This window comes from Pandoraea cepalis (assembly GCF_902459665.1).
Classification (GTDB): Bacteria; Pseudomonadota; Gammaproteobacteria; order Burkholderiales; family Burkholderiaceae; genus Pandoraea; species Pandoraea cepalis.
In genome coordinates this window covers 51,739-73,688 of the sequence record NZ_CABPSL010000004.1, presented here as the reverse complement: position 1 = coordinate 73,688, position 21,950 = coordinate 51,739, and the positions used below count along the sequence as shown (strand labels likewise).

At 64.6% G+C, this 21,950-nt stretch carries 17 protein-coding genes; 7 read left to right on the top strand and 10 right to left on the bottom strand.

Annotation, left to right across the window (positions count from 1 at the left end; translation table 11 throughout):
* Positions 1–446 precede the first annotated feature (446 nt).
* The gene (locus PCE31106_RS07695) at positions 447–1,163 is read right to left on the bottom strand and encodes an SDR family oxidoreductase (protein ID WP_174975046.1); all 717 of its coding nucleotides are present in this window, start codon (positions 1,161–1,163) and stop codon (positions 447–449) included.
* A gap of 181 nt (positions 1,164–1,344) precedes the next feature.
* On the opposite strand from PCE31106_RS07695, the gene PCE31106_RS07690 reads away from it, so the two are divergent.
* On the top strand, positions 1,345–2,250 hold the full coding sequence (locus tag PCE31106_RS07690; RefSeq protein WP_017234165.1) for a LysR family transcriptional regulator: 906 nt from the start codon (positions 1,345–1,347) through the stop codon (positions 2,248–2,250).
* A gap of 60 nt (positions 2,251–2,310) precedes the next feature.
* Here PCE31106_RS07690 and PCE31106_RS07685 read toward each other — a convergent pair whose 3' ends face one another.
* Positions 2,311–2,913 (bottom strand): TetR/AcrR family transcriptional regulator, encoded by a 603-nt coding sequence (locus tag PCE31106_RS07685; RefSeq protein ID WP_017234166.1) that lies wholly within the window; start codon positions 2,911–2,913, stop codon positions 2,311–2,313.
* 224 nt (positions 2,914–3,137) lie between these two features.
* On the opposite strand from PCE31106_RS07685, the gene PCE31106_RS07680 reads away from it, so the two are divergent.
* Entirely contained in the window at positions 3,138–3,842 is a 705-nt protein-coding gene (locus PCE31106_RS07680) for an SDR family oxidoreductase (protein ID WP_150562926.1), read from the top strand.
* Positions 3,843–3,938: 96 nt separating this feature from the next.
* On the opposite strand, the gene PCE31106_RS07675 is transcribed toward PCE31106_RS07680, so the two are convergent.
* The 3 genes from PCE31106_RS07675 to PCE31106_RS07665 all read right to left on the bottom strand — a co-directional run bounded on the left by PCE31106_RS07675 (position 3,939) and on the right by PCE31106_RS07665 (position 7,823).
* Positions 3,939–4,856, bottom strand: coding sequence for a recombination-associated protein RdgC (locus PCE31106_RS07675; protein WP_026131992.1), 918 nt, complete (start codon positions 4,854–4,856; stop codon positions 3,939–3,941).
* Positions 4,857–4,934: 78 nt separating this feature from the next.
* Positions 4,935–5,402 (bottom strand): cyanophycin metabolism-associated DUF1854 family protein, encoded by a 468-nt coding sequence (locus PCE31106_RS07670; RefSeq protein WP_017234169.1) that lies wholly within the window; start codon positions 5,400–5,402, stop codon positions 4,935–4,937.
* 18 nt (positions 5,403–5,420) lie between these two features.
* Positions 5,421–7,823 (bottom strand): cyanophycin metabolism-associated ABC transporter, encoded by a 2,403-nt coding sequence (locus PCE31106_RS07665; protein ID WP_017234170.1) that lies wholly within the window; start codon positions 7,821–7,823, stop codon positions 5,421–5,423.
* Between the two features lie 297 nt (positions 7,824–8,120).
* Here PCE31106_RS07665 and cphA (PCE31106_RS07660) point away from each other — a divergent pair, with 297 nt between their 5' ends.
* Positions 8,121–10,751, top strand: a complete 2,631-nt coding sequence (gene cphA / locus PCE31106_RS07660) for a cyanophycin synthetase (protein ID WP_150562925.1) — start codon at positions 8,121–8,123, stop codon at positions 10,749–10,751.
* A gap of 152 nt (positions 10,752–10,903) precedes the next feature.
* Positions 10,904–13,480, top strand: a complete 2,577-nt coding sequence (cphA, locus tag PCE31106_RS07655; RefSeq protein ID WP_150562924.1) for a cyanophycin synthetase — start codon at positions 10,904–10,906, stop codon at positions 13,478–13,480.
* Between the two features lie 53 nt (positions 13,481–13,533).
* Here cphA (PCE31106_RS07655) and PCE31106_RS07650 read toward each other — a convergent pair whose 3' ends face one another.
* From PCE31106_RS07650 to PCE31106_RS07635, 4 genes are read right to left on the bottom strand one after another with little or no spacing between them, the layout of a single operon-like run.
* Entirely contained in the window at positions 13,534–14,709 is a 1,176-nt protein-coding gene (locus tag PCE31106_RS07650) for a radical SAM protein (protein ID WP_150562923.1), read from the bottom strand.
* A gap of 25 nt (positions 14,710–14,734) precedes the next feature.
* Positions 14,735–15,097, bottom strand: coding sequence for a hypothetical protein (locus tag PCE31106_RS07645; protein ID WP_017234174.1), 363 nt, complete (start codon positions 15,095–15,097; stop codon positions 14,735–14,737).
* Positions 15,098–15,129: 32 nt separating this feature from the next.
* A complete protein-coding gene (locus PCE31106_RS07640; protein ID WP_150562922.1) occupies positions 15,130–15,687 on the bottom strand; it encodes a DUF6445 family protein in 558 nt (185 codons plus the stop codon).
* Between the two features lie 5 nt (positions 15,688–15,692).
* Positions 15,693–16,670: an adenine nucleotide alpha hydrolase family protein gene (locus tag PCE31106_RS07635; RefSeq protein ID WP_150562921.1), complete on the bottom strand. Its 978-nt coding sequence runs from the start codon at positions 16,668–16,670 to the stop codon at positions 15,693–15,695.
* Between the two features lie 247 nt (positions 16,671–16,917).
* Here PCE31106_RS07635 and PCE31106_RS24465 point away from each other — a divergent pair, with 247 nt between their 5' ends.
* Positions 16,918–18,189 carry a glutamate-rich protein 5 gene (locus PCE31106_RS24465; protein WP_217425902.1) on the top strand — a complete coding sequence of 424 codons (1,272 nt, stop codon included), beginning with the start codon at positions 16,918–16,920 and terminating at the stop codon, positions 18,187–18,189.
* A 238-nt stretch (positions 18,190–18,427) separates the two neighbouring features.
* On the opposite strand, the gene PCE31106_RS07625 is transcribed toward PCE31106_RS24465, so the two are convergent.
* Complete coding sequence (locus PCE31106_RS07625) at positions 18,428–19,441, bottom strand: LysR family transcriptional regulator (RefSeq protein WP_017234178.1); 1,014 nt, start codon at positions 19,439–19,441, stop codon at positions 18,428–18,430.
* A gap of 241 nt (positions 19,442–19,682) precedes the next feature.
* Here PCE31106_RS07625 and PCE31106_RS07620 point away from each other — a divergent pair, with 241 nt between their 5' ends.
* Both PCE31106_RS07620 and PCE31106_RS07615 read left to right on the top strand, forming a co-directional pair.
* Positions 19,683–20,588 (top strand): alpha/beta hydrolase, encoded by a 906-nt coding sequence (locus PCE31106_RS07620; RefSeq protein ID WP_150562919.1) that lies wholly within the window; start codon positions 19,683–19,685, stop codon positions 20,586–20,588.
* Between the two features lie 29 nt (positions 20,589–20,617).
* The gene (locus tag PCE31106_RS07615) at positions 20,618–21,931 is read left to right on the top strand and encodes an efflux RND transporter periplasmic adaptor subunit (protein ID WP_017234098.1); all 1,314 of its coding nucleotides are present in this window, start codon (positions 20,618–20,620) and stop codon (positions 21,929–21,931) included.
* The last annotated feature ends 19 nt before the right edge of the window (positions 21,932–21,950 follow it).

Sequence of the window (21,950 nt, the reverse complement as noted above, 5' to 3'; positions counted from 1 at the left end):
CGTAAGATGTAAAAGCCCGCCGGAAGGCGGGCTTTTCATTGGGTGAGGGGATCGCCCCCTCGATACCTGCGCGCTCAACCGTGCCGGACGTCCCGAGAGTGACGCCGCCACGTGTGTCGCGCCGCCGGATGCTCCCGGCACCAATTGCGATCAACGAGCCACGCAACCGCCGCGCCGACGACCAGCACGATGATCAACATGGCAATCAAGCTCCCTGTCAGCATAGCGGCCTCCTAACTTCGACATGGCGGGATGGCACGCTTTCATTCTAGGCAATCCCTATCGAAATAGGTACCCGAAAGTGATCCGGGTATACCGTGTTTGCGCGACATCAAGCGCCTCGACATCATCGCGTTGCTCACCTGCTGCGACGCAACATATCGTTCGCTTTTTAATGGCATTTTTGCCGTCGAGACGCAGGATTCGCATCGTCGAGAGGCTCGCCGTCAGGCGATCGCACCGCCCGCGTCGATCAGCACGGTCGAACCCGTGGCACTCGGCGTGCCCGCCAGATAAAGAATCGTGTTGGCCACGTCCTCCGCAGCGACCACACGGCGCGCGGGCAAGCGCTCCGCCGCGTTGCGATACATCGCCTCGCGATCGGCCTCTGACAGCTTGTCCCATAGCGGCGTGACGGTGAGCCCCGGCGAGACGGTGTTCACACGCACGGGTGACAGTTCCAGTGCCAGCCCTCGCGCCAGCGCCTCGATGGCGGCGTTGATTGCGCCTTGAACGACCGACGACGTGCTCGGGCGCACGCTCAGAAAGCCCGACGTCAGCGTGAGCGAACCGCCGTCTTCAATGCGCGCATAGCGCGCGACGTGGTAACTGCCCCAAAACTTGCTGTCAAAGGCGGCATGCGCGTCGTCCAGCGAGAGCTTGCGCACCTGCCCGGTCGGGGTTTGCGCGGCCGAGACGACCACGTGTTGCCAGGGGGCGTGGTCGGCGAAGCACCGTTCGACGGCAGCCGCGTCTTCCGTGTCCAGTACCAGAGCGCGGGCGGTCGGGCCTAGCGTGGCAAGCGCGTCGTCGAGCTTCGCCTGACTACGCGAGGCAATGGTCACGGCCGCGCCTGCCTTGGCGAACGCCTGGGCGGCGGCACGACCAATGCCGGAGCTGCCGCCGATGACCAACACACGCTGACCTTCGAAATTGAACATGATGAAACTCCTGAAAACGATCGGAACGAGGGCGGAATCGCGCCACCTGCCGGTGGCCGCCGGTGGATTGACCGTCCAGCCCCGGCACGCGATGTCACGGCGCCATTGTGATACTCATCTCATGGAACGATAATCCCGTTGAAAACTGAATGACTATCTACAATTCATTGAGAATCTGCACAAGATGATCGACCAGACGCTGGATCTCACCGTATTCGACCGTGTCGTTACCACGGGCAGCATGTCGGCCGCCGCGCGGGAGATGGGGCTGTCGCTTGCCGTCGTGAGCAAGCGGCTCGGGCTGCTCGAGCAGCGCCTTGGCGTTCGCCTGCTCAATCGCACCACCCGCAAACAGGCGCTCACCGACGAAGGGCAGGTGTTTCATACGTGCTGCCAGCGAATCCTCGCGGAAATTGCCGAGACCGAGCGGCTGATGACGCGACAGGCGGGCACCGTCGGTGGCGTGCTTCGCATCAGCGCGCCGCGCGCCTTCGGCCGTCGTCATCTGGCGCCGCTGCTGGTCGCGTTTCGCGAACGGCATCCCGCCCTGAAAGTGCATCTCGAACTCAGCGACCTATGGGTCGATCTGGTCGCGCACGGCATCGACGTGGCCATCCGCGTCGGCACCCTGCCCGATTCCAGCCTCGTCGCGCAGGAACTCGCCCCGAACTACCGCGTGCTGGTCGCGTCTCCGACCTATCTGGCGCGGCGTGGCACGCCACATGACGCTGGCGATCTGCAACAGCATGACTGCATTCTGTTCGGCCACGCGCCGCACGGCGACTGGCGATTCGTGTGGCAATCCGAAACGTTGCGCATCCAGGTCCGCGATACCTACGTTGTCGACGATGGGGATACCGCGCACGAATTGGCGCTGCACGGTGCGGGCATCACACAGAAATCCATCTGGGACGTGGGGGACGATATCCAGGCGGGACGTCTTGCGCGCGTATTGCCCTCGCTGCAAATGCCGGCGTCGCCGCTGCATGCCGTGTATCCGCACAGCCGGCATCTCGCACCGCGCACACGCGCCTTCGTTGACTTTCTACGGGACGGGTTGCGCGCCGCATGGCGCTGGCCCCAGCACTAGGGATTCACGCCTTGCGCAGCGTCTGGCGTGTCTCCCCCACGGCGCGCTGCCTCGCGGCTTTCACTTGACGCCGTCGGTGTCGCGTCCGTTGAGCGCGTCACGTCCGGCGGCCAGCAATGCCTCCGAGAGCGCCGGATCTGCGCTGACGACCGCGCGCGACAGCACGAGCGTGCCCACCATTTGCGCGAAGCGCGCCATCGCCGCCCGATTCGCGTGCGCCCGACTCAGGCCTTGCTCGATACCGGCCTGCGTCATTCGCTCGATCATGTCGGCCAGCCCCTTCGCGTACCATGCTTGCGCTTCGTCGCCGATGCGCGGGGCATCCCCCGCAAATCCAGCCATCGGGCAGCCACACGCCACGTCATCGCGGTGCGCCATCGACAGATACCGCTCGACGCGCGCCGTGGGCGACAACACCGCCTCCGCCGCCGCGTCGCCGCCTGCCAGCAACCCGTTGCTCGCCGCCACCGCGCGCGACATCACGGCCGCAACCAGTGCGTCCTTCGACTTGAAGTGGTTGTAGAAGCCCCCCTGCGTGAACCCCGCGGCCTTCATCAGCGCCGTCAGCCCCACGGCGTCAACGCCGTGCTCACGAAACAGCCGTTCCGCCGCCGCGACGATCGCCTCGCGGTTTTCCGCAGCCTGCTCTCTTGAAATTCCCATCCCCCGCTCCTCAGGACTCGCAACGCTCGTCCAGACGCGCTCTCACCATCGAACTATCGTCGTCATCGACAAAGACAATGACGATCACCATTGACATATCGATGCCAGACTCGGCACAATGCGTCAACGATGACGATTACGATCACCATCGTCATGAAGTATAACCCAACGCTCACGTCTTCCACAGGGTCGACGTGACTCGATGACCCTGCTGGAGTTCTGAAATGAAGATCAAAGATGCCGTGGTATTCGTGACCGGCGCCAACCGTGGCCTGGGATTGGCGTTTGCGAAACAGGCGCTCGAACGTGGCGCGAAGAAGGTGTACGCCGGGTCGCGCGATCCGTCGAAGGTCACGCTGCCGGGGGTCATCCCGGTCAAGCTCGACGTCAACGACCCGGAGGCGGTGGCGGCTGCGGCAAGTCTGGCGGGCGACGTCACGCTGCTCATCAACAACGCGGGGATTGCACGCCTCACCGAAGGGCTGACCGGCCCGGGCGCCACCGAGCTGCTGCGCGAGACGCTGGAGACGAACCTGTTCGGCGTACTCGGCATGACGCAGGCGTTCGCCCCGGCCCTGGGACGCAACGGCGGTGGCGCACTGCTCAATGTCCTGTCGATCGTGAGTTGGATCAGCGCAGACGCGCTGCCTGAATACTCCATCACGAAGTCGGCCGCGTGGTCGCTGACCAATGGCTTGCGCAACGCGTTGCGTGCCCAAAATACGCAGGTGGTCGGTTTGCACGCAGGTTACATCGATACCGACCTGACTCGGGGGTTCGACGCCGACAAGCTCGACCCGGCCGACGTGGTGCGTCAGGCTTACGACGCCATCGAGGCAGGCGAAGAGGAGGTCTGCGTCGACGAAGGCACGCGACAAGTCAAGCAAGCGCTGTCGCTGAGCGTGTACCTGCAGGAACCGGCGGCGTAGCCACCAACGCTCAACCCGGCACGCCACGAAAAAACGCCGCGACACCCTCAGGGGCCTCGCGGCGTTCGTCGTCCTGCGGCAAGCGACGCCTGCGCTTCAGGCGGCCTTGTCCATCTGACCCATTTGACGCTCGCCGCCCAGCGCCTCGACCAGATCGTCGAGCATGCGGGCGAGCTCACCGGTCATGAGCGCGATGTCGGCGTCGAACTTCTCGGCTTCGCCTTCGGCCGTCGGATCGGCGGCATCCTTGATGACGTCGAGCGGCGTCACACGTTTGATGACGAAAGCGTCGGTCAGCACGAAGGAGATCCGGTCGTTCCACGTCATCGCCAGCCTGGTGCAGCGCTTGCCAGCCTCGATATGCTGACGCACGTCCGCCCCGTCGAGTGGGTGGCGCACATAGCGCACTGCCGCCTTCTCGTCGGTATTCGAGCGCAACTCCACGTCCTGGTCGACGGTGAAGCCGCCCGGCGCGTCATTGCCCGCGAGCCACGAGGTCATCATTGCCACGGGCGCCTCGTTGAGTTCCACGTTCTCGAGCGTGATGTCGAGCGTCTTGAGGAGCAGGCTGCGCACTTCGTCGGCCTTGGCGGGCGACGCGGCGTCGATCACGAGCCAGCGATTGGCCGGGTCGATCCACACGCGCGTGTCGCGGCGAATGCCGAATGCACGCGGCAGCAGTTCGTCGGTGACCTGCTCCTTGAGCTCACGCATCTGCTTGCGGCCCGGCTTGAAGCCTTGCTGCTCTTCCAACTCGACCGCCTTGGCGCGCGTGACCTGATTCACGACGGTGGACGGCAGCAGCTTCTTCTCGGCACGATAGGCGAGCAGAAACTGACGGTTGATGCTGTGCACCAGTTCGCCCCCCTCACGCGGCGGCGCCCAGCCCTGCACTTGCATTTCGAGGCTACCGCCTTCGCAGAAGGCGTGCTTCTCCAATGCCGTTTCCATTTGCGCGACGCTCATGGACCAACCGGCAGGAATTCGGTGCAACTGAAGATTCTTGAACCACATCGGCATCACCGCAAAAAGCAAAAGCCGAGATTTTACCAGTGCCGGGCGGCACGGCGAAATTCGGCAACGCGCATCGTGTCAGAGAAAGCGATCGAGGATCTTCCGGCTCGGCTTGTCGAGCGTGCCGGTGTCCCGAATCAGGAAGTGAATACCGTGGTTATCGGTAATGAGCAACGTCTGCCCGCCCAGGCGCCGAATGTCCTCTTCGCCGCGCAACACGAACGCCGCCTCGCCGCGATTCGTCTCGACGGTCCATGTGCTGGGCGTCGCGTAGGTCGAAACGCTCTTGATGCGCAACACCTCCGGCATGAATTCGCGTGCGGCGAGTTCGTCCTGCAACAGCGCGCGCATCGCGGCGGGCAGTCCGTCGAGCGAGTCGAGCCAGACCAGTTCGCGCCCCTCCTGACTCACAAGCGCGAGGCCGTCCTGCGGCGCCGCAATCGGAAACGCGCGCACGGGCACCACGCCTTCATGAGAGACGCCAGCCGCGTCGGTCAGCACCAGGCGGCCGAAGGCGTTACGAGACAAGGTGAAATCAATCTGCATGAGTGTCTTCGCGAACGTTCAGTTGGCGGAAAGCGGCTGGGCCGGTGCCGCGGTCACGGCCGCCAGCACGGCGGCGGCTTCGACCGTCTCGAGTGCCGCGTCGATATCCGTGTCGACGTTGCGTTGCTGGGCCTGGTACAGCGTGTAGTAAGCGCCTTCGCGGGCCATCAGCGCATCGTGGTTGCCCACTTCGACGATCTTGCCGCGATCGAGCACCACCAGCCGGTCGGCCTTGCGCAGCGTCGACAACCGGTGTGCAATGGCGATCGTCGTGCGGCCCTTGACGAGGTTGTCCAGCGCTTTCTGAATTTCCTTCTCGGTGGCCGTATCGACCGACGACGTCGCCTCGTCGAGAATCAGGATGCGCGGGTCGATCAGCAGGGCGCGAGCGATCGAGATGCGTTGACGCTCGCCGCCCGACAGCGCCTGTCCGCGCTCCCCGACAAGCGAATCGTAACCGTGCGGCAGACGCAGGATGAACTCATGCGCGTGTGCGGCGCGCGCGGCCGCCACGATCTCGGCGCGCGTCGCCTCCGGCTTGCCGTAGGCGATATTCTCGGCAATGGTGCCGAAGAACAGAAACGGTTCCTGCAACACCAGACCGACGTTGCGGCGGAAGTCCGATACCGGCAACGCGCGAATGTCCACGCCGTCGATCTGGATCGAACCTTCGGACACGTCGTAGAAACGGCAGATCAGGTTGACCAGCGTGCTCTTGCCCGAACCGCTGTGCCCCACCAGACCGATCATCTCTCCCGGCGCGATGCGCAGGTCCATGCCCCGGATCACCGCTCGGTTGCCGTAGCGGAAACCGATGTCGCGCAGATCGATGGCGCCCTTTACTTCCTTCAGGTGCACCGGGTTGACCGGCTCGGGAACGTTCGAGACGTGATCGAGAATATCGAAGATGCGCTTCGCACCGGCCGCGGCCTTCTGCGTGACCGACACGATACGGCTCATCGAATCGAGACGCGTGTAGAAGCGGCTGATATAGGTGAGGAACGCGGTGAGCACCCCGACGGTGATCTCGTGCTTCGAGACCTGCCAGATGCCGAAGATCCACACGACGAGCAGCCCCACCTCGGTGAGGAACGTGACCGTCGGCGAGAACAGCGACCACACCTTGTTCACACGGTCGTTGACCACCAGGTTGTGACGATTGGCTTCCTTGAAGCGCGCGACCTCGCGGTTTTCCTGAGCGAATGCCTTCACCACGCGAATGCCCGGAATGGTATCGGCCAGCACGTTGGTGATTTCCGACCAGATCCGGTCGACCTTCTCGAAGCCGTGGCGCAAACGGTCACGAACCAGATGGATCAGCCAGGCGATGAACGGCAGTGGCAACAGCGTGACGGCAGCCAGCCAGGGATTGATCGACACCAGAATCACCGACGTCATGACGATCATCAGCACGTCGGTGGCGAAGTCGAGCAGGTGCAGCGAGAGGAACACGCAGATGCGGTCGCTTTCCGAGCCGATACGCGCCATCAGGTCGCCCGTGCGCTTGCCGCCGAAATACTCCAGCGAGAGGCGCAACAGATGCGAGTATGTCGCGGTGCGCAGATCGGCACCGATGCGCTCCGACACCTTGGCCAGCAGATACGTACGCGCCCAGCCCAATATCCAGGCGACCACGCCCGCCCCCATCAGGCCCGACAAATAAATTCCCACCAGGTGGTAATCGATCGGCTTGCCGTTCTGGAACGGGATCAGCACGTTGTCCATGAGCGGCATCGTCAGATACGGCGGGATCAACGTGGCCCCGGTGGCGCAGAGCGTGAGCAGGAAGCCGGCCAGCAACTGGAAGCGGTATGGCCGCGCGAACCGCCACAGGCGCAGCAATGCCCATGTCGACGGTGGGGGCTCGACTTCCGGGTTGCATTGCGGACACTCGTCGGCACCCGGCGGCAGTTCCGCCTGACAGATCGGGCAGGTGCCCACTTCGTTCGGTACCTCGCTGGCGGTATGGCCCGCCACCCGCGCGTCGCGCTGCCGTAACACCGTGTCCAACAGCGTCAGCGCGGCCGGATTATGGCCCAGCGTATAGCGCCAGCTCGCCAGCTTTTCGCGCGCGTCGCACAATTCCAGCGTCCCAACGCCCGCATGATCGGTATGTGTCAGCGACAGGTCGGCGCGATAGGGCCACGACTGCCAACCCGGCTGGCTGCCCGTTTGCGCATGCGCGTCTCGACGCGCGTCGAGCGCCAGGATCCGGCGCTCGGTCGCAACCACCACGCCATGCGCGAAATGCAGTTGTGCGTCGAGATCGACCGTCAACCAGGTCAGTACGGTTTCGTCGTCGGCCAGTTGCGAAGCGACGTCGGAATACCAGGACTCGGCAGCCGCGCCGGAAGGGCCACCCTCGAAAGGGGCAGTCGGGGCCGCCGCGGGGGGCGCTGTCGAAGTGGGGATGTCGGTCATTGCTGCGGCAGACGTGTCCTCAAGGGGCGGACATCGAGGCAAACGAGGAAATAGCGAGGCGGACTTTCCCTGTCAGTCCGCGAAATTGCCGCAAGTATAACCACAGCGACGCCTTTTGCGGCGTGGAGTTCCGCGATGACACGGTGCAGCATGGAAATATTGTTGCGACGGTCAACCGTTTACGGATTCTTACGTTAAGTAACCAGTTAACTGCACGAGCGCAAGCGGCCGTGCCGCCTGAAAGCGGCCTGGCCAGCTTCTCCGAACCCCGCCTTGATGCGTGAATTTGCCTTGAGTATGAAAAAGAAAGACATTGAGATTTTCGATGTCCTGTCGCTGCGCGGCCCGAATATGTGGACATATCGGCCGGTGCTTGAGGCATGGGTCGATATCGGCGAACTCGAAGCGTTCCCGTCCAATAAGATCCCTGGATTCCCCGAGCGACTGTCGGCATGGCTGCCGTCCCTCGTCGAGCACCGTTGCAGCATCGGCGAGCGCGGCGGCTTCCTTCAGCGCCTGCGTGAAGGTACCTGGCCCGGCCATATTCTCGAGCACGTCACGCTCGAGCTGCAAAACCTCGCCGGCATGCCCGGGGGCTTCGGCAAGGCGCGTGAAACCCCGATCTCAGGCGTCTATAAAGTGATCGTGCGGGCCTGGCACGAAGAGGTGACCCGCGCCGCGCTGTTCGCGGCCCGCGATCTGGTCATGGCGGCCATCGAAGACCGCCCCTACGATGTCGATGCCGCAGTGGAAACGTTGCGCGGCCTGGTCGACAAACACTGCCTCGGCCCAAGCACGGCGTGCATTGTCGACGCCGCCGACGACCGCGACATCCCCCACATTCGTCTGTCCGACGGCAATCTGGTGCAACTGGGCTACGGTGCCGCCGCCCGTCGCATCTGGACCGCCGAAACGGACCGTACCCCCGCGATCGCCGAGAGCATCTCGCGCGACAAGGATCTCACGAAGCAACTGCTTGAATCGTGCGGCGTGCCCGTGCCGGAAGGCCGTCTGGTCGAGAACGCCGACGATGCGTGGGAAGCCGCCGAAGACATCGGCCTGCCGGTCGTCGTGAAGCCATACGACGGCAACCACGGCCGCGGCGTGTTCATCAATCTCACCACGCGCGACGAAGTCGTCACGGCATTCGAAGTCGCGCTGGAAGAGGGCAGCGGCGTGATCGTCGAGCGATTCGTGCCGGGTCTGGAACACCGTCTGCTGGTCGTGGGCGGGCGCGTCGTGGCTGCGGCCATGGGGGAACTGGCCACGGTGGTCGGCGACGGCCAGCACACCGTCTCGGAACTCATCGAATTACAGATCAACAGCGACCCGCGCCGCGGCAGCGCCGAAGATCAGCCGCTCAATCGCGTGCGCATCGACTCGTCGGCTCGCCTAGAACTCAAGCGCCAGGGCTTCGACGCCGATGCCGTGCCGCCCGAGGGCAAGAACGTGCTGATCCAGCGCAACGGCAACGTCGCGTTCGATGTCACCGACCGCGTGCATCCGAGCGTGGCGGCGCATGCGTCGCTGGCCGCCCGCATCGTCGGTCTGGACATCGCCGGCGTCGATCTTGTGGCGGAAGACATTTCGCGCCCGCTGGTCGAACAGCGTGGCGCCATCGTCGAAGTCAACGCCGGCCCGGGCCTGCTCATGCATCTGAAGCCGGCCGATGGCGTGCCGCGCCCCGTCGGTCGCGCCATCGTCGACCATCTGTTCCCCGATGGCGACGCCGGGCGCATTCCGGTCGTCGGCATTACCGGCACGAACGGCAAGACCGTGACCGCGCGCCTGCTCACGCACCTGCTGCAACTCGCGGGCGAGCGTACCGGCCTCGCATGCAGCGACGGCCTGTTCCTCGACAAGCGCCTGGTGCAAGCCGGCGACCGTGCCAACTGGGACGCCGCGCACCGTGTCCTGATGAATGCCAGCGTGACGGCAGCCGTCTTTGAGAACGACAACACCGCCATCCTCTCGGAAGGCCTCGCGTACGACCGCTGTCAGGTCGGTATCGTGACGAACATCGACCGGCCGGATCATCTGGGCCAGTATTTCGTCGAAGACGTCGACCGGATGTTCAGCGTATTGCGCACCCAGATCGACGTGGTACTGCCCGACGGCGTGGCCGTGCTCAACGCGCGCGATCCGCTCGTCGTGGAAATGGCTGAGCTGTGCGATGGCGACGTGATCTTCTTCGGGCTGGATGATCACCTGCCGGCCATCGTGGCGCATCGCGCGGCGGGCAAGCGCGCGGTGTTTGTGCGCAATGGCGATGTCATGCTGGCCAACGGTACCGAGGAAACCACGCTCGGCGCGACGGCCACGATGCCGCTGACCTATGCCGGCCGTGTCGGCTTCCAGATCGAAAACGTACTCGCGGCTGTCGCAGCCGCCTGGTCGATGGGCGTGACGCTCGACGTCCTGCGCACCGGCGTGACCACGTTCGACGTGGGGCAGGTCGACGCCCCGGGCCGCTTCACGCTGTTTGAAAAGCAAGGCGCGACGGTCATTGTCGACGACGCCCATAACGCCCCGGCGCTCACGGCGCTGGCCGCGGCACTGGCGACCCTGCCCGCCGAGCGGCGCATGGTGGTGTACGGCCCCGGCGTCGACCGGATGGACGACGACCTGCAAGCCGAGGGCAAACTGCTGGCGCAGACGTTCGAGCACGTCGTGCTGTGCGACGACCTGAGCGTCGAGCGCAAGCGCCCGCTGGCCGAGTCGCGTGCGCAACTGCGCGCGGGCATCGATGCCGAGCGCAAGGTGCAGGTGATCGACGCCGGCGAGCGACGTGCCGCTGCCGAAGCGGCGCTCGCCCAGCTCGTGAGCGGTGACCTGCTCGTGTTGCAAGCCGACGAAGGCGGAGCGGCCGCGATGCTCGATCTGGTGCATCAGTGGATGGGCCAGCCGATGCGTGCGCTGGCGGCCTGACCGACGTGAGCCGCGAGTGGCGGCGTGCAGGGTTATCTGCCGCCGTCCCCTCGCCTATTTAGCCCGTTACCGAATACCCAAGCCACAGTCGTTTTTCTCGCCAACCCACCGCCATACAGGGACGCGAAGTGGACAGACAGGGATTGCAATTTATGGAAGTCTCCCGTATCCGCGCATTGCGCGGGCCCAACCTCTGGAGCCGTCACACCGCCATCGAGGCGATCGTGACGTGCACCGATCTGGAATACTCGATCGGCAATCTGGCCGGTTTCGAGGCTCGCCTGCGTGCACGCTTTCCCGAACTGCCCGCGCTGACGCCTGACGCCGAAGAGCGTCCGGTGTCGCTGGCAGACGCCCTCGCCACGACGGCCCTGCATCTGCAGGCCGCTGCAGGGTGCCCGGTAACATTCAGCCAAACGACGCAGACCATCGAACCCGGTACGTTCCAGGTGGTGGTGCAATACAGCGAAGAACCCGTCGGACGCCTCGCCTTCGAACTGGCACAGCAACTGATCCACGCCGCCCTCGACGACGGTCCGTTCGACCTGGCCGATGCCCTCTATCGTCTGCGCGATCTCGATGAAGACGTGCGCCTCGGCCCGTCGACCGGCTCGATCGTGGATGCCGCCGTCGCACGCGGCATTCCGTATCGCCGCCTGACCGAAGGCTCGATGGTGCAGTTCGGCTGGGGCAGCAAGCAACGGCGCATTCAGGCGGCGGAGACCGACCGCACGTCGGCCGTGGCCGAGTCGATTGCGCAAGACAAGGATCTGACCAAGACGTTGCTGCACGCCGCCGGCGTGCCGGTCCCGCTGGGCGGCACCGTGCGCGATATCGAAGCCGCGTGGAAGCTGGTGCAGGATATCGACGCGCCGGTCGTCGTCAAACCGCGCGACGGCAACCAGGGCAAGGGCGTGGCCGTGCGTCTGCGCACGCGCGAAGAGATCGAGAAAGCGTTCGAAGCCGCGCAGGACATCAGCCGCGACGTCATCATCGAGCGCTACATTCCTGGGCACGATTTCCGTTTGCTCGTGATCGGCAACAAGCTGGTCGCCGCTGCCCGCCGCGATCCGCCGCAAGTGACCGGCGACGGCGTGCACACCGTGCGCCAGTTGGTCGAGACGGTCAATGCCGATCCACGCCGTGGCGAAGGCCATGCGACCTCGCTCACCAAGATTCGTTTCGACGACATCGCACTCGCCACGCTTGCCAAGCAGGGGTTGAACGCCGACTCCGTGCCAGCGGCCGGCGCGCGAATCGTGCTGCGCAACAACGCCAACCTGTCGACCGGCGGCACGGCCACCGACGTGACCGACGACGTCCATCCGGAAATCGCCGCGCGCGCCATCGCCGCTGCGCAGCAGGTGGGGCTGGACATCGCCGGTGTCGATGCCGTGTGCGAGACCGTCATCAAGCCGTTCGAAGATCAGGCGGGCGGCATCGTGGAAGTCAACGCCGCGCCGGGCCTGCGCATGCACTTGCAGCCGTCTTACGGCAAGGGCCGCGCAGTCGGCGAAGCCATCGTCTCGACGATGTTCGACGACGGTGACGATGGCCGCATTCCGCTCGTGGCCGTCTCCGGCACGAACGGCAAGACCACGACGGTGCGTCTGATTGCCCACCTCATCGGCCAGCAAGGCCTGCGCGTGGGCATGACCGGCACCGACGGCATCTATATCAGCGGCCAGCGCATCGACACGGGCGATTGCAGCGGCCCGCGCAGCGCGCGCAACGTACTGATGCATCCGGACGTGGATGCCGCCGTATTCGAAACCGCGCGTGGCGGCTTGCTGCGCGAAGGCCTGGCCTACGACCGCTGCGATGTGGCCGTGGTGACCAATATCGGCATGGGCGACCACTTGGGCCTGTCGTACATCAACACGGTGGAAGACCTCGCCGTGCTCAAGAGTGTGATCGTGCGCAATGTGGCACCGCGCGGCATGGCCGTACTCAATGCCGCCGATCCGATGGTGGCGCGCATGGCCGACGCCTGCCCGGGAGACGTGACCTTCTTCGCCATGGACATTGCACATCCGGTTCTGGCCACGCATCGCGCGAAGGGCAAACGCGTGGTCTATGTCGACGGCGGCAATATCGTGACGTGTCACGGCGGCAACCAGACCCGCTACGCGCTCGCCGCGATTCCGCTCACGCGCGGCGGCAGCATCGGCTTCCAGGTCGAGAACGCGATGGCGGCCATTGGTGCGGCCTGGGCGCTGAATCTCGATCCGGCGACGATCCGGGCCGGGCTGGCCACCTTCGTGAACGACGCTGGCACCGCGCCGGGGCGCTTCAACGTGTTCGACTACCGCGGCGCGACCGTGATTGCCGACTACGGCCACAATCCGGACGCCATTGCCGCGCTTGCGCAGGCGGTCGAGACGATGCCGGCGCGACGCCGTTCAGTCGTGATTTCCGGCGCGGGCGACCGTCGTGACGAGGATATCCGCCGTCAGACACAGATCCTTGGCGATGCGTTCGACGACGTGCTGCTCTACCAGGATCAGTGTCAGCGCGGCCGCGAAGACGGCGAAGTGCTGGGTCTGTTGCGCGAAGGTCTGGTCGGCGCGCGACGGGCCAGCCACATCGACGAGATTCACGGCGAGTTCGTGGCCATCGACACGGCGCTCGCGCGCCTGCAACCCGGCGATCTCTGCCTGATTCTCATCGATCAGGTCGACGACGCCCTCGCGCACCTCTCGGAACGTGTGGCGCAGGCGAGTTCCTGAACACGCTTTTGCACCGTTGAGCCAGGCAGGGCTGAGTTCGATGTTTCACAGACTCAGCCCTTTGGGTTTGCAATGAGCGAGATCGGAGACGTCACCCCCTGCACCCGCGCCCTGACGTGGCGATAAAAGCCCAGCAGCGCGTGACAATAAAAACTGGGATTGTCGTAACTGCGCCCGTCGAATCGATGGGCAACGTATCCCCCGCCGCACGCCGCAAATGCCTCGCATTGCAGGCAAGCCGCATCGGGCTCGGGGTAGCGAGTGCGCGCGTAATCGCTGCAGGCCTGCAACGGGTGAGACGTGAGGTTGAACCCCGTGTGGGTGGCCCCCTCCTCGCAGATGGCGAGCACGTCGAGCAAGCGATAACTGCCATCGCTCTCCACGACGACGATCGGCGCAAGCGCCCCGCCAAAGGCATCGAGTTCCGAGCGACGACCGAGCACGCCGCGAATGAACGTTTCGAAGATGCGTACGCTGAAGCCCGGATCGTCGATGGCAAGCCAGGCATCGAACCCTCGACACAGGAAGCTGAGCAGCCGAGCGTGCGTGTACGCCTGAATGTGACGGGGCGGTGCTGCGAAATTGGCATCGGGGAGCAGGAAGTCGATGGCCGTCAGTCCGAGCGACCGAAAGTAATCGAGCATGCGCACCGGGTCATGATTCGGATCGATCACCGCCAGCACCCCATTGAAGACCCGCTGCGATGCGCGATGCGCAAGGCATCGCAGAATCGCCTGCTCGACGCGCTCGCCCGTACCTTGTCGCGCGAAGTCGTACCGATGCCGGTCATGCATGTCGGGCGGCCCATCGCAGCTGATGCCCAGGCTCGCGTCGTACCGCGCGTAAAGATCCAGCCAGTCATCGTCGATCAACACGCCGTTGCTCTGTGTAATGATGGCGAGGTCCGACGCCGGCAGGCGCCGTCGCAAGTTCGAGAAGAAGCGCTCGGTATGGGATTTGCCGAGCAGCAGCGGCTCACCCCCGTGAACCTCCAGCGTCATGCGCCCCGTCGGAAACGCACTGCGATGTTCCGCCAGACGCGTTACCAGCACATCGAGGTGGGACGCGTGCAACCGCTTCGGCCGCTCGCGCCAGCCCTGATCGACACCGTGATACATGTAGCAATAGCGACAGTCGATATTGCAACGCTCGGCGACCTTGACCATCACCAACAGATCGCCGTTAGCGTTAGCGTTGCCGTGCGCCGTCGCGCCGGGTGAGGTCAGCATGGTGCGGGACGACGCGCGGCGCCGCTCACTTGCGCTTGCCGGCCGCCGGCGGCCCGTTTTTGGCGGACTCGCTCTCGGCTCGCGGCGCCATCAGCTTCGTGTGTGCCGCGAAGACGGCGGAGTCGTCCGGTGCGCGCGCCATTTCCGCCCTGACCGACGCGATGATCTTTCCGCCTTGGGCAGGATCTTCGTCGCGGTAGTGCACCAGAATTCCCGGCAAACCCGGCACGCCCTCCAACGCAACGTACCGGTCACTGGACGACACGGGCACTACACGATAGAGCGGCACGGCCGCCATCTCATGTCCGAACGCCGATTTGATCTCTGCTGACTGCGCCTCGCTCAGGTCGAGCGAACCCACTGGGAAGAAGAGTTCCGAAGCCGTCATGAAAGTACCTCCGATCGAAAGGAAGGGGAACGTCAATACTGCGTGTTGAAAAAGAACGTTTGAAACAGGCGCCCGTTCTCCTTGCAGTCGCCGAAATGCCCCTGGCTCGCGTGAAACCGTCTACCGCGAAACAGGATGAGGCGATTGAAGCGATTCGCGATGCGGTCGGTCATCTCCCAGCGCTCCCATGCGGCGGCATCGGCGTCGCAACGTTGCCGCTGGTCGTCGTCATCGGGGTAAAGGTCGAAGCCGGTTTCGATATGCTGGAAGAAGGCCGTTCCTGCCGTCGGTGGTGCGTCGGGCGTGAGATAGACCACGCCGGACCACACCGTGGTGTGGTCGGCATGCACCCACGTGATATCGCGCTGCACGCTGTATTGAAACGCACCGTTGTAGGTGTCGACCGGCCAATAAGTGATGGGAGACTTCACGATGTCCTGGATTGCCGACGTGACGCCGTCGTGAAGAAACGCCTCGGTACGCGCACCGGGATAGTTTCCCTTGACCGCGAAGGTCTGCTTCAACGCGAAATCGCGCACGTCGGCGGGATCGCGATAGAAATTGTCGGTCACGATGATGGAGTCGTGCATGGCGCTCACTTTGGCGTAGCCGGTTCGTCGCGCTGGCGCCCTCGTACATCGGCCTCCCCCGGGACATTGTCGGCGTCGCGTGAGGTCGCCGTCTCGGGCGCATCCGGCAGCATCCGCTCGCGCACCCATTGCAGTTGCTCGGCGGATATCTCCGGACGATCGACTTTGCCAAACCCCGTGCGTCGATCGTAGAAGCCGGCGCGAATCTCCTTCGACACCTCGTAGATATGGGGATTGAATCCTTGCACGTCATAGAGATGCTGCTCCACCACACCGATCAGCTTGCAGTTCGATGTGTTGCCCGCCATGGCCGTGGGTTGCCAACCGGCGTCCCGGATCCACTGCATCTGCTCGGCCTCGCTCAGCCCTCGCGCGAGCAAAGGCGAGGCACAGAAGAAGCCGTTGTCGGCGTCACGCTTCGTGAATCCGCTCACCGGATACGCCAGCGGCGGAAATCGGTGTCCACTGAGAATGAGTCGGACACCGTACGTTCTGCACGTCTTTGCCATCGCCGCGAACACGCCGCCGATGCACGAGGTACACGGAATCTTGCCGGAACTGGACGCCAGCGATTCGCGGGCCACCTGGCGAATGTCGATCGTCTCGATCACCAGCTCAACGCCAAAGCGCGCGCAGAATGTCCTCGCGTTGTCCTTGACCTCATCGGGAATGAAGCCGTTGTCGACGAGCACGGCGATGGGGCGCAAATGCAACTCCTTTACAGCAAGGAGCAGCGTGAGCGCACTGTCCTTGCCCCCGGAATAGGCCACTACGGCGTCGGGCGTGCCTTCGCCGCGACAGGATTGCACAACGTCCAGTAGACGGCGCTGCGTGTAGTCGCCACGAGCAGCTTCTGCCGCGAACGCGTGACAGGCCTGACAAATGCCGTCGGCTTCGATATGCACGCCAGGCAAGTCTTCGGTGAGCAGGCACCGGGCACAGTAGCGATCGACGGCAACGCCGATGCCAGTGGAAGGTTCCACACGGAGTCTGCGTAACGGCGCGCCGGTCGCGTTGAACAACCGCGAGCGCTGTTCTGCTGATAAAGGTAAGAGCGTTGACGACATGACAGCGGCTCCCATGCCGGGTGCCCGCCGGGGCACCCGGAATTCGCGACTCGACGCACAACCGGTTCGAGCCGCATCACACGCAAAAGACACAAGCCGCCGAGAACCTCTGCGGTTTCGCGCCCGTGTCCGACCAAGGTGTCACGTCGAATCAGTGGAGTCCTTGCGAGCCTTGCATGCCTTGCGGACCTTGTATGCCCTGAGCGCCTTGCACGCCTTGCGGGCCCTGCATACCCTGAGCGCCTTGCACGCCTTGGCCGTGCTGATACCCTTGCGGACCCTGCATGCCCTGGACGCCTTGCATACCTTGCGGACCCTGCACGCCCTGGACACCTTGCATACCTTGCGGACCCTGCACGCCCTGAGCACCTTGCATACCTTGCGGGCCCTGCATGCCCTGGACACCTTGCATACCTTGTGGGCCCTGCACGCCCTGGACACCTTGCATACCCTGCGGTCCCTGCATTCCCTGGACACCTTGCATACCTTGCGGACCCTGCACGCCCTGAGCACCTTGCATACCTTGCGGGCCCTGCATGCCATGGACACCTTGCATACCTTGTGGGCCCTGCACTCCCTGAGCACCATGCATGCCCTGCGGTCCCTGCATGCCCTGGACACCTTGCATACCTTGCGGTCCCTGGATGCCCTGAGCACTTTGCATACCTTGTGGACCCTGCATGCCTTGCATACCCTGCGGTCCCTGAATGCCCTGGACACCTTGCACACCTTGTGGACCCTGCATGCCCTGAGCACCTTGCATACCTTGTGGACCCTGCATGCCCTGAATGCCTTGAGCGTGCTGATACCCCTGAGGACCTTGCACGCCCTGAGCGCCTTGCGGACCCTGTATGCCCTGGACGCCTTGCATACCTTGCGGGCCCTGCATACCCTGAGCGCCTTGCATACCTTGCGGGCCCTGCATACCCTGAGCACCTTGCATACCTTGCGCCCCCTGTATGCCCTGTACACCTTGTACGCCCTGCGCGCCTTGCAAACCCTGACCGTTCAGATGGCCTTGCACCCCGGCCCCTTGCCCGCCGTATACGCCGCGCAGTTCGGGAAAGCTCGACACGACTCGGATCGCGCCGATGCGCTGCCCGGTGATCGCTTGAATGTGTCGGATTTGGTCTTCGTTGAGTTGCAGTTCCAGATCGTTCTCGTTCATGGTGCTTCGCTCCTTGAATCAATTAAACATCGGACACCTGCGAAAGCGATTCTGATGAATTCCGACAGACCCAAACGGCGTGTCGTCTCGCAAACGCGCCGCGAAAGCCATCGATTCAAGTCGGGAAGGAGACGCAATAGAGGGACGAGCGACGGTCGCTCAGCCGCAGCAGCGCTGGCGCCTTACTGCATCGCGGCACACGGCGCCGGGCGGCAAGCGCGATACGAAATTAATCCGGTCGCGACACGTTTGGTTTTTTTCGATTAAGAATTATCCCAAGCGCGGTGCGCTTTGCGTCGCCGCGAAGGTAGCGACAGTTGGCGAGTTGAATGCGGCCATGCCCGCATGGCCAATCACTGTGACAGCGGCATCCCATCATCGTGGCCCGCGCCCCGCTCCACGCCGGCTGGCCCAAAACGAAGCGCCCGCGCGGCGCCTGATGGGCGGCTGCGCGGGCGCGTCTTCCAGCGTTGCGAAGTGGACCGGCACTGTGCCGGCGAATCCGTCAGACCACGACGTCTTGCGGCGCCATTTGCGTGCCGTACGAGGCCCAGTGACCGTCGGCGTCATCGGCCGCCACGGTCGGCTTGCATGAGCCCGCGGTTTCGTCGAGCCCTTGCAGCAACGGGCAACGTTCGAAGAGTTCCGCGATGAAGTCGACAAACACGCGAACCTTCGGCGATAGGTGTCGGTTATGCGGATACACGGCCGAAATCGGCATGGGAGGCGGCTTCCACTGGTGCAGAATCTCGACCAATTGGCCCGATTGCAGATACGGCAGCGCCATGAAGCGCGCGAGCTGCACCGTCCCGAACCCCGCGAGTCCCAGTTGCAGATACGCCTCGGCGTCGTTGACCGCGACCGCCCCCGGCATGGGAATCTCGACTTCCTTGCCGTCCACCAGGAACTGGTCCTCGACGACGCGCCCCGTTCGGCTCGAGAAGTAGTGCACCGCTGTGTGCCGTTGCAGGTCGTCGAGCGAATGCGGCATGCCCATGCGCTCGAGATAAGCCGGTGACGCGCACGTCAGGCTTTGGAACAGGCCCACGCGTCGCGCGACCAGGCTCGAATCCTGAAGCGTGCCAACGCGCAACACACAATCGACGCCCTCCTGGATCAGGTCGACCGGCTTGTCGCCCATGCCCACCATAAGTTCGACTTCCGGGTAGCGTTCGTGAAATTCGCACAGCGCCGGCAGCACCACCAGCTTGCCGAGCGAACCCGGCATGTCGATGCGCAGCTTGCCGCGCACGCGCTGGCTGCTCTCCCGGAACGACGATTCGGTCTCCTCGATATCCGCGAGGATGCGCAGGCATCGCTCGTAATACGCGGCCCCGTCAGGCGTCAGGTTGAGCCGCCGGGTCGTACGCTGCAACAGCCGCGTCCCCAGATGCGCCTCGAGGTTCTGAATAATCGTGGTCACCGAGGTGCGCGGCAAACCGAGATTGTCGGCCGCGCGTGAAAAGCTGTTTGCCTCGACGACGCGCGTGAATACCTGCATCGCTTGCAAGCGATCCATGACATTTCCCCATTCGAAAACGTGGTTGCATCAGCCAATCCGGCTTATTTCACGCGCATCGCAAGTGCATAAGCAAATTGGTCGGCGGGAGAAGCCAATACCGGCAAGGCCGACATCGATTAGTCGATCTGACCGAATAGTGTTGCCAAATTATAGGCGTTTATCCCGATGTCCGTCGCCTCTAGACTTCGATCCATCGAATGTCATCAGAGGGGTATCGCGCTCGCGAGCCCAACGCCATATGTCAGCCAACCCCAAGTCGCCCTCGGGACGTCCGGGCCAAACGCACCGCACCGACGACGGACTGCGCATCGAAGAGGTGAGCGTCGCCGGTCATGCCGGCCCGGTCACCCTGCGTCTGTATCGGCCGACCGGCCACGCCGGCGCCGACGCCGCGCGCGCCGGGGCGGCGGGCGTCGTGGTGCCGCTCGAAGCGCATTTGCCGGTGGTGCTGTACTTCCACGGCGGCGGCTTCTGCCACGGTTCGCTCAATGACGGCGACGCCGCGGCCCGCTATCTTGCCCTGCACATCCCCGCGCTGGTGGTCTCGGTGGGGTATTCGCTCGCCCCGGCACACCCGTTCCCCGCAGCGCCGGAAGATGCGTGGTGCGCCGCGCGCTGGCTGCACCGCAACGCCCGGCGCTACGGTGCCAGTCCGCGCCGTCTTGCCGTGGCCGGGCACGACGCCGGCGGCAACATCGCCGCAGCGTTGACGATGATGGCGCGCGATCGCGGTGAAATTGCCATCTCGGCACAGGTACTGCTCGCCCCCCTGCTCGACCCCAGCATGACGCGCCTGGCCGACGGGCGCACGCCAAGCGATATCGAAGCCAGCGAGTGCGCCCGCTGCTATCGGGCCTATTTGCCGCACGCCACACAGCGTCTGCATCCGTATGCCGCGCCGCTCGAATCGCGCCGTCTCGCGGGCCTTCCGCCCACGCTGATCGCTTCTGCCGAACATGACCTGCTGCACGTCGAAGCCGAAAAATACGCGGCGGAGCTCATCGCCGCCGGCGTGCCGACACAGGTCACGCGCCATCGCAGCGCGTCCCATCACGGCCTGGCCGCCCTGCCCGCCGCACTGCGGGAAGTGGCCGCGTTCCTGACACGCCGGCTGGCGCCACCCGCCACCGGTGCCACCCAGTGAGTCCATCCGATTCCGGAGATTTTAAAAAAATGACCACCCTCGCTCGCAAACCCGTTCTTATTGCCGCCGCCGTTACGGTCGCGCTCGTGGCCCTGGGCACGCTCACGGTCGTGCGCGTCGACGCCAGCACGCCTCCCAGCGCGCAAGTCATGCCGACAGTGGAAGTCGACGTAGCCAACGTGATCTCACGCACCGTGACCGATTGGCAAAGCTATTCCGGCCGCCTCGACGCTGTGGATCGCGTCGACATCAAGCCGCTCGTGTCGGGCACCATCACCGCCGTGCATTTCCGGGACGGACAGCTCGTGAAAAAGGGCGATGCGCTCTTCACGATCGATCCGCGTCCGTACGCGGCCGAAGTCGACCGCACGGCGGCACAACTCGCGTCGGCGCAGGCGCGCGACGTCTTCACCAGCACCGACCTCGCCCGCGCGCAGCGGCTGATCGCGGATAACGCCATCGCGAAGAAGGACTTCGACCAGAAGGAAAACGCCGCGCGCGAGGCCGCCGCCAACGTGAAAGCGGCGCGCGCCGCGCTCGAAACCGCTCGCATCAACCTCGGCTATACGCAAATCGTGGCACCGATCGCAGGTCGCGTCTCGCGCGCGGAAATCACGGTGGGCAATACGGTATCGGCCGGCGCCCAATCGCCTGCGCTGACCACCGTGGTCTCCGTTTCGCCGATCTACGCGGCGTTCGACGTCGATGAGCAGACCTATCTGCGCTATCTCGCGCGCGATACCGCGAAGCCGAACGGCGTCCCCGTCGACCTGGGCCTGGCCAACGAGTCCGGCTATTCGCGCAAGGGTACCGTGTATTCGGTCGATAACCGTTTCGATACGACCTCGGGCACGATCCGCGTGCGTGCGCGCTTCGATAACGCCGACGGCGCGCTCTTGCCGGGCCTGTACGCCCGCATTCGCGTGGGCGGGGGCGAGCCTCACCCGGCACTGCTCGTCGACGAGGCAGCCATCGGCACCGACCAGAGCAAGAAGTTTGTGCTCGTCGTCGACCCGCAGAACAAGGTGCAGTATCGCGAAGTCCAGTTGGGCGAGCGCCACGGCGGCCTCATCGAGATCGCCGGTGGCTTGAAAGACGGCGAGCGCATCGTGGTCAACGGTCTGCAGCGCGTGCGTCCGGGCGATCCCGTCACGCCGAAAGCCGTGAAGATGGCCGGCGACACGGGCGACGGGCACGACATCGTCGCGCCGGCCATGGCCACCAACGCCACCGATACCGGCACCGCCAGCCGGCCCCCTCAGGCCCCTCCCAAGGACAGCGCGAGCGCCAAGCCGGGCACGACCCGATCGGTCGCCACGGCCACCACGGCGACGCGTTCGTGAAATGCGCCCAGGCACGCCT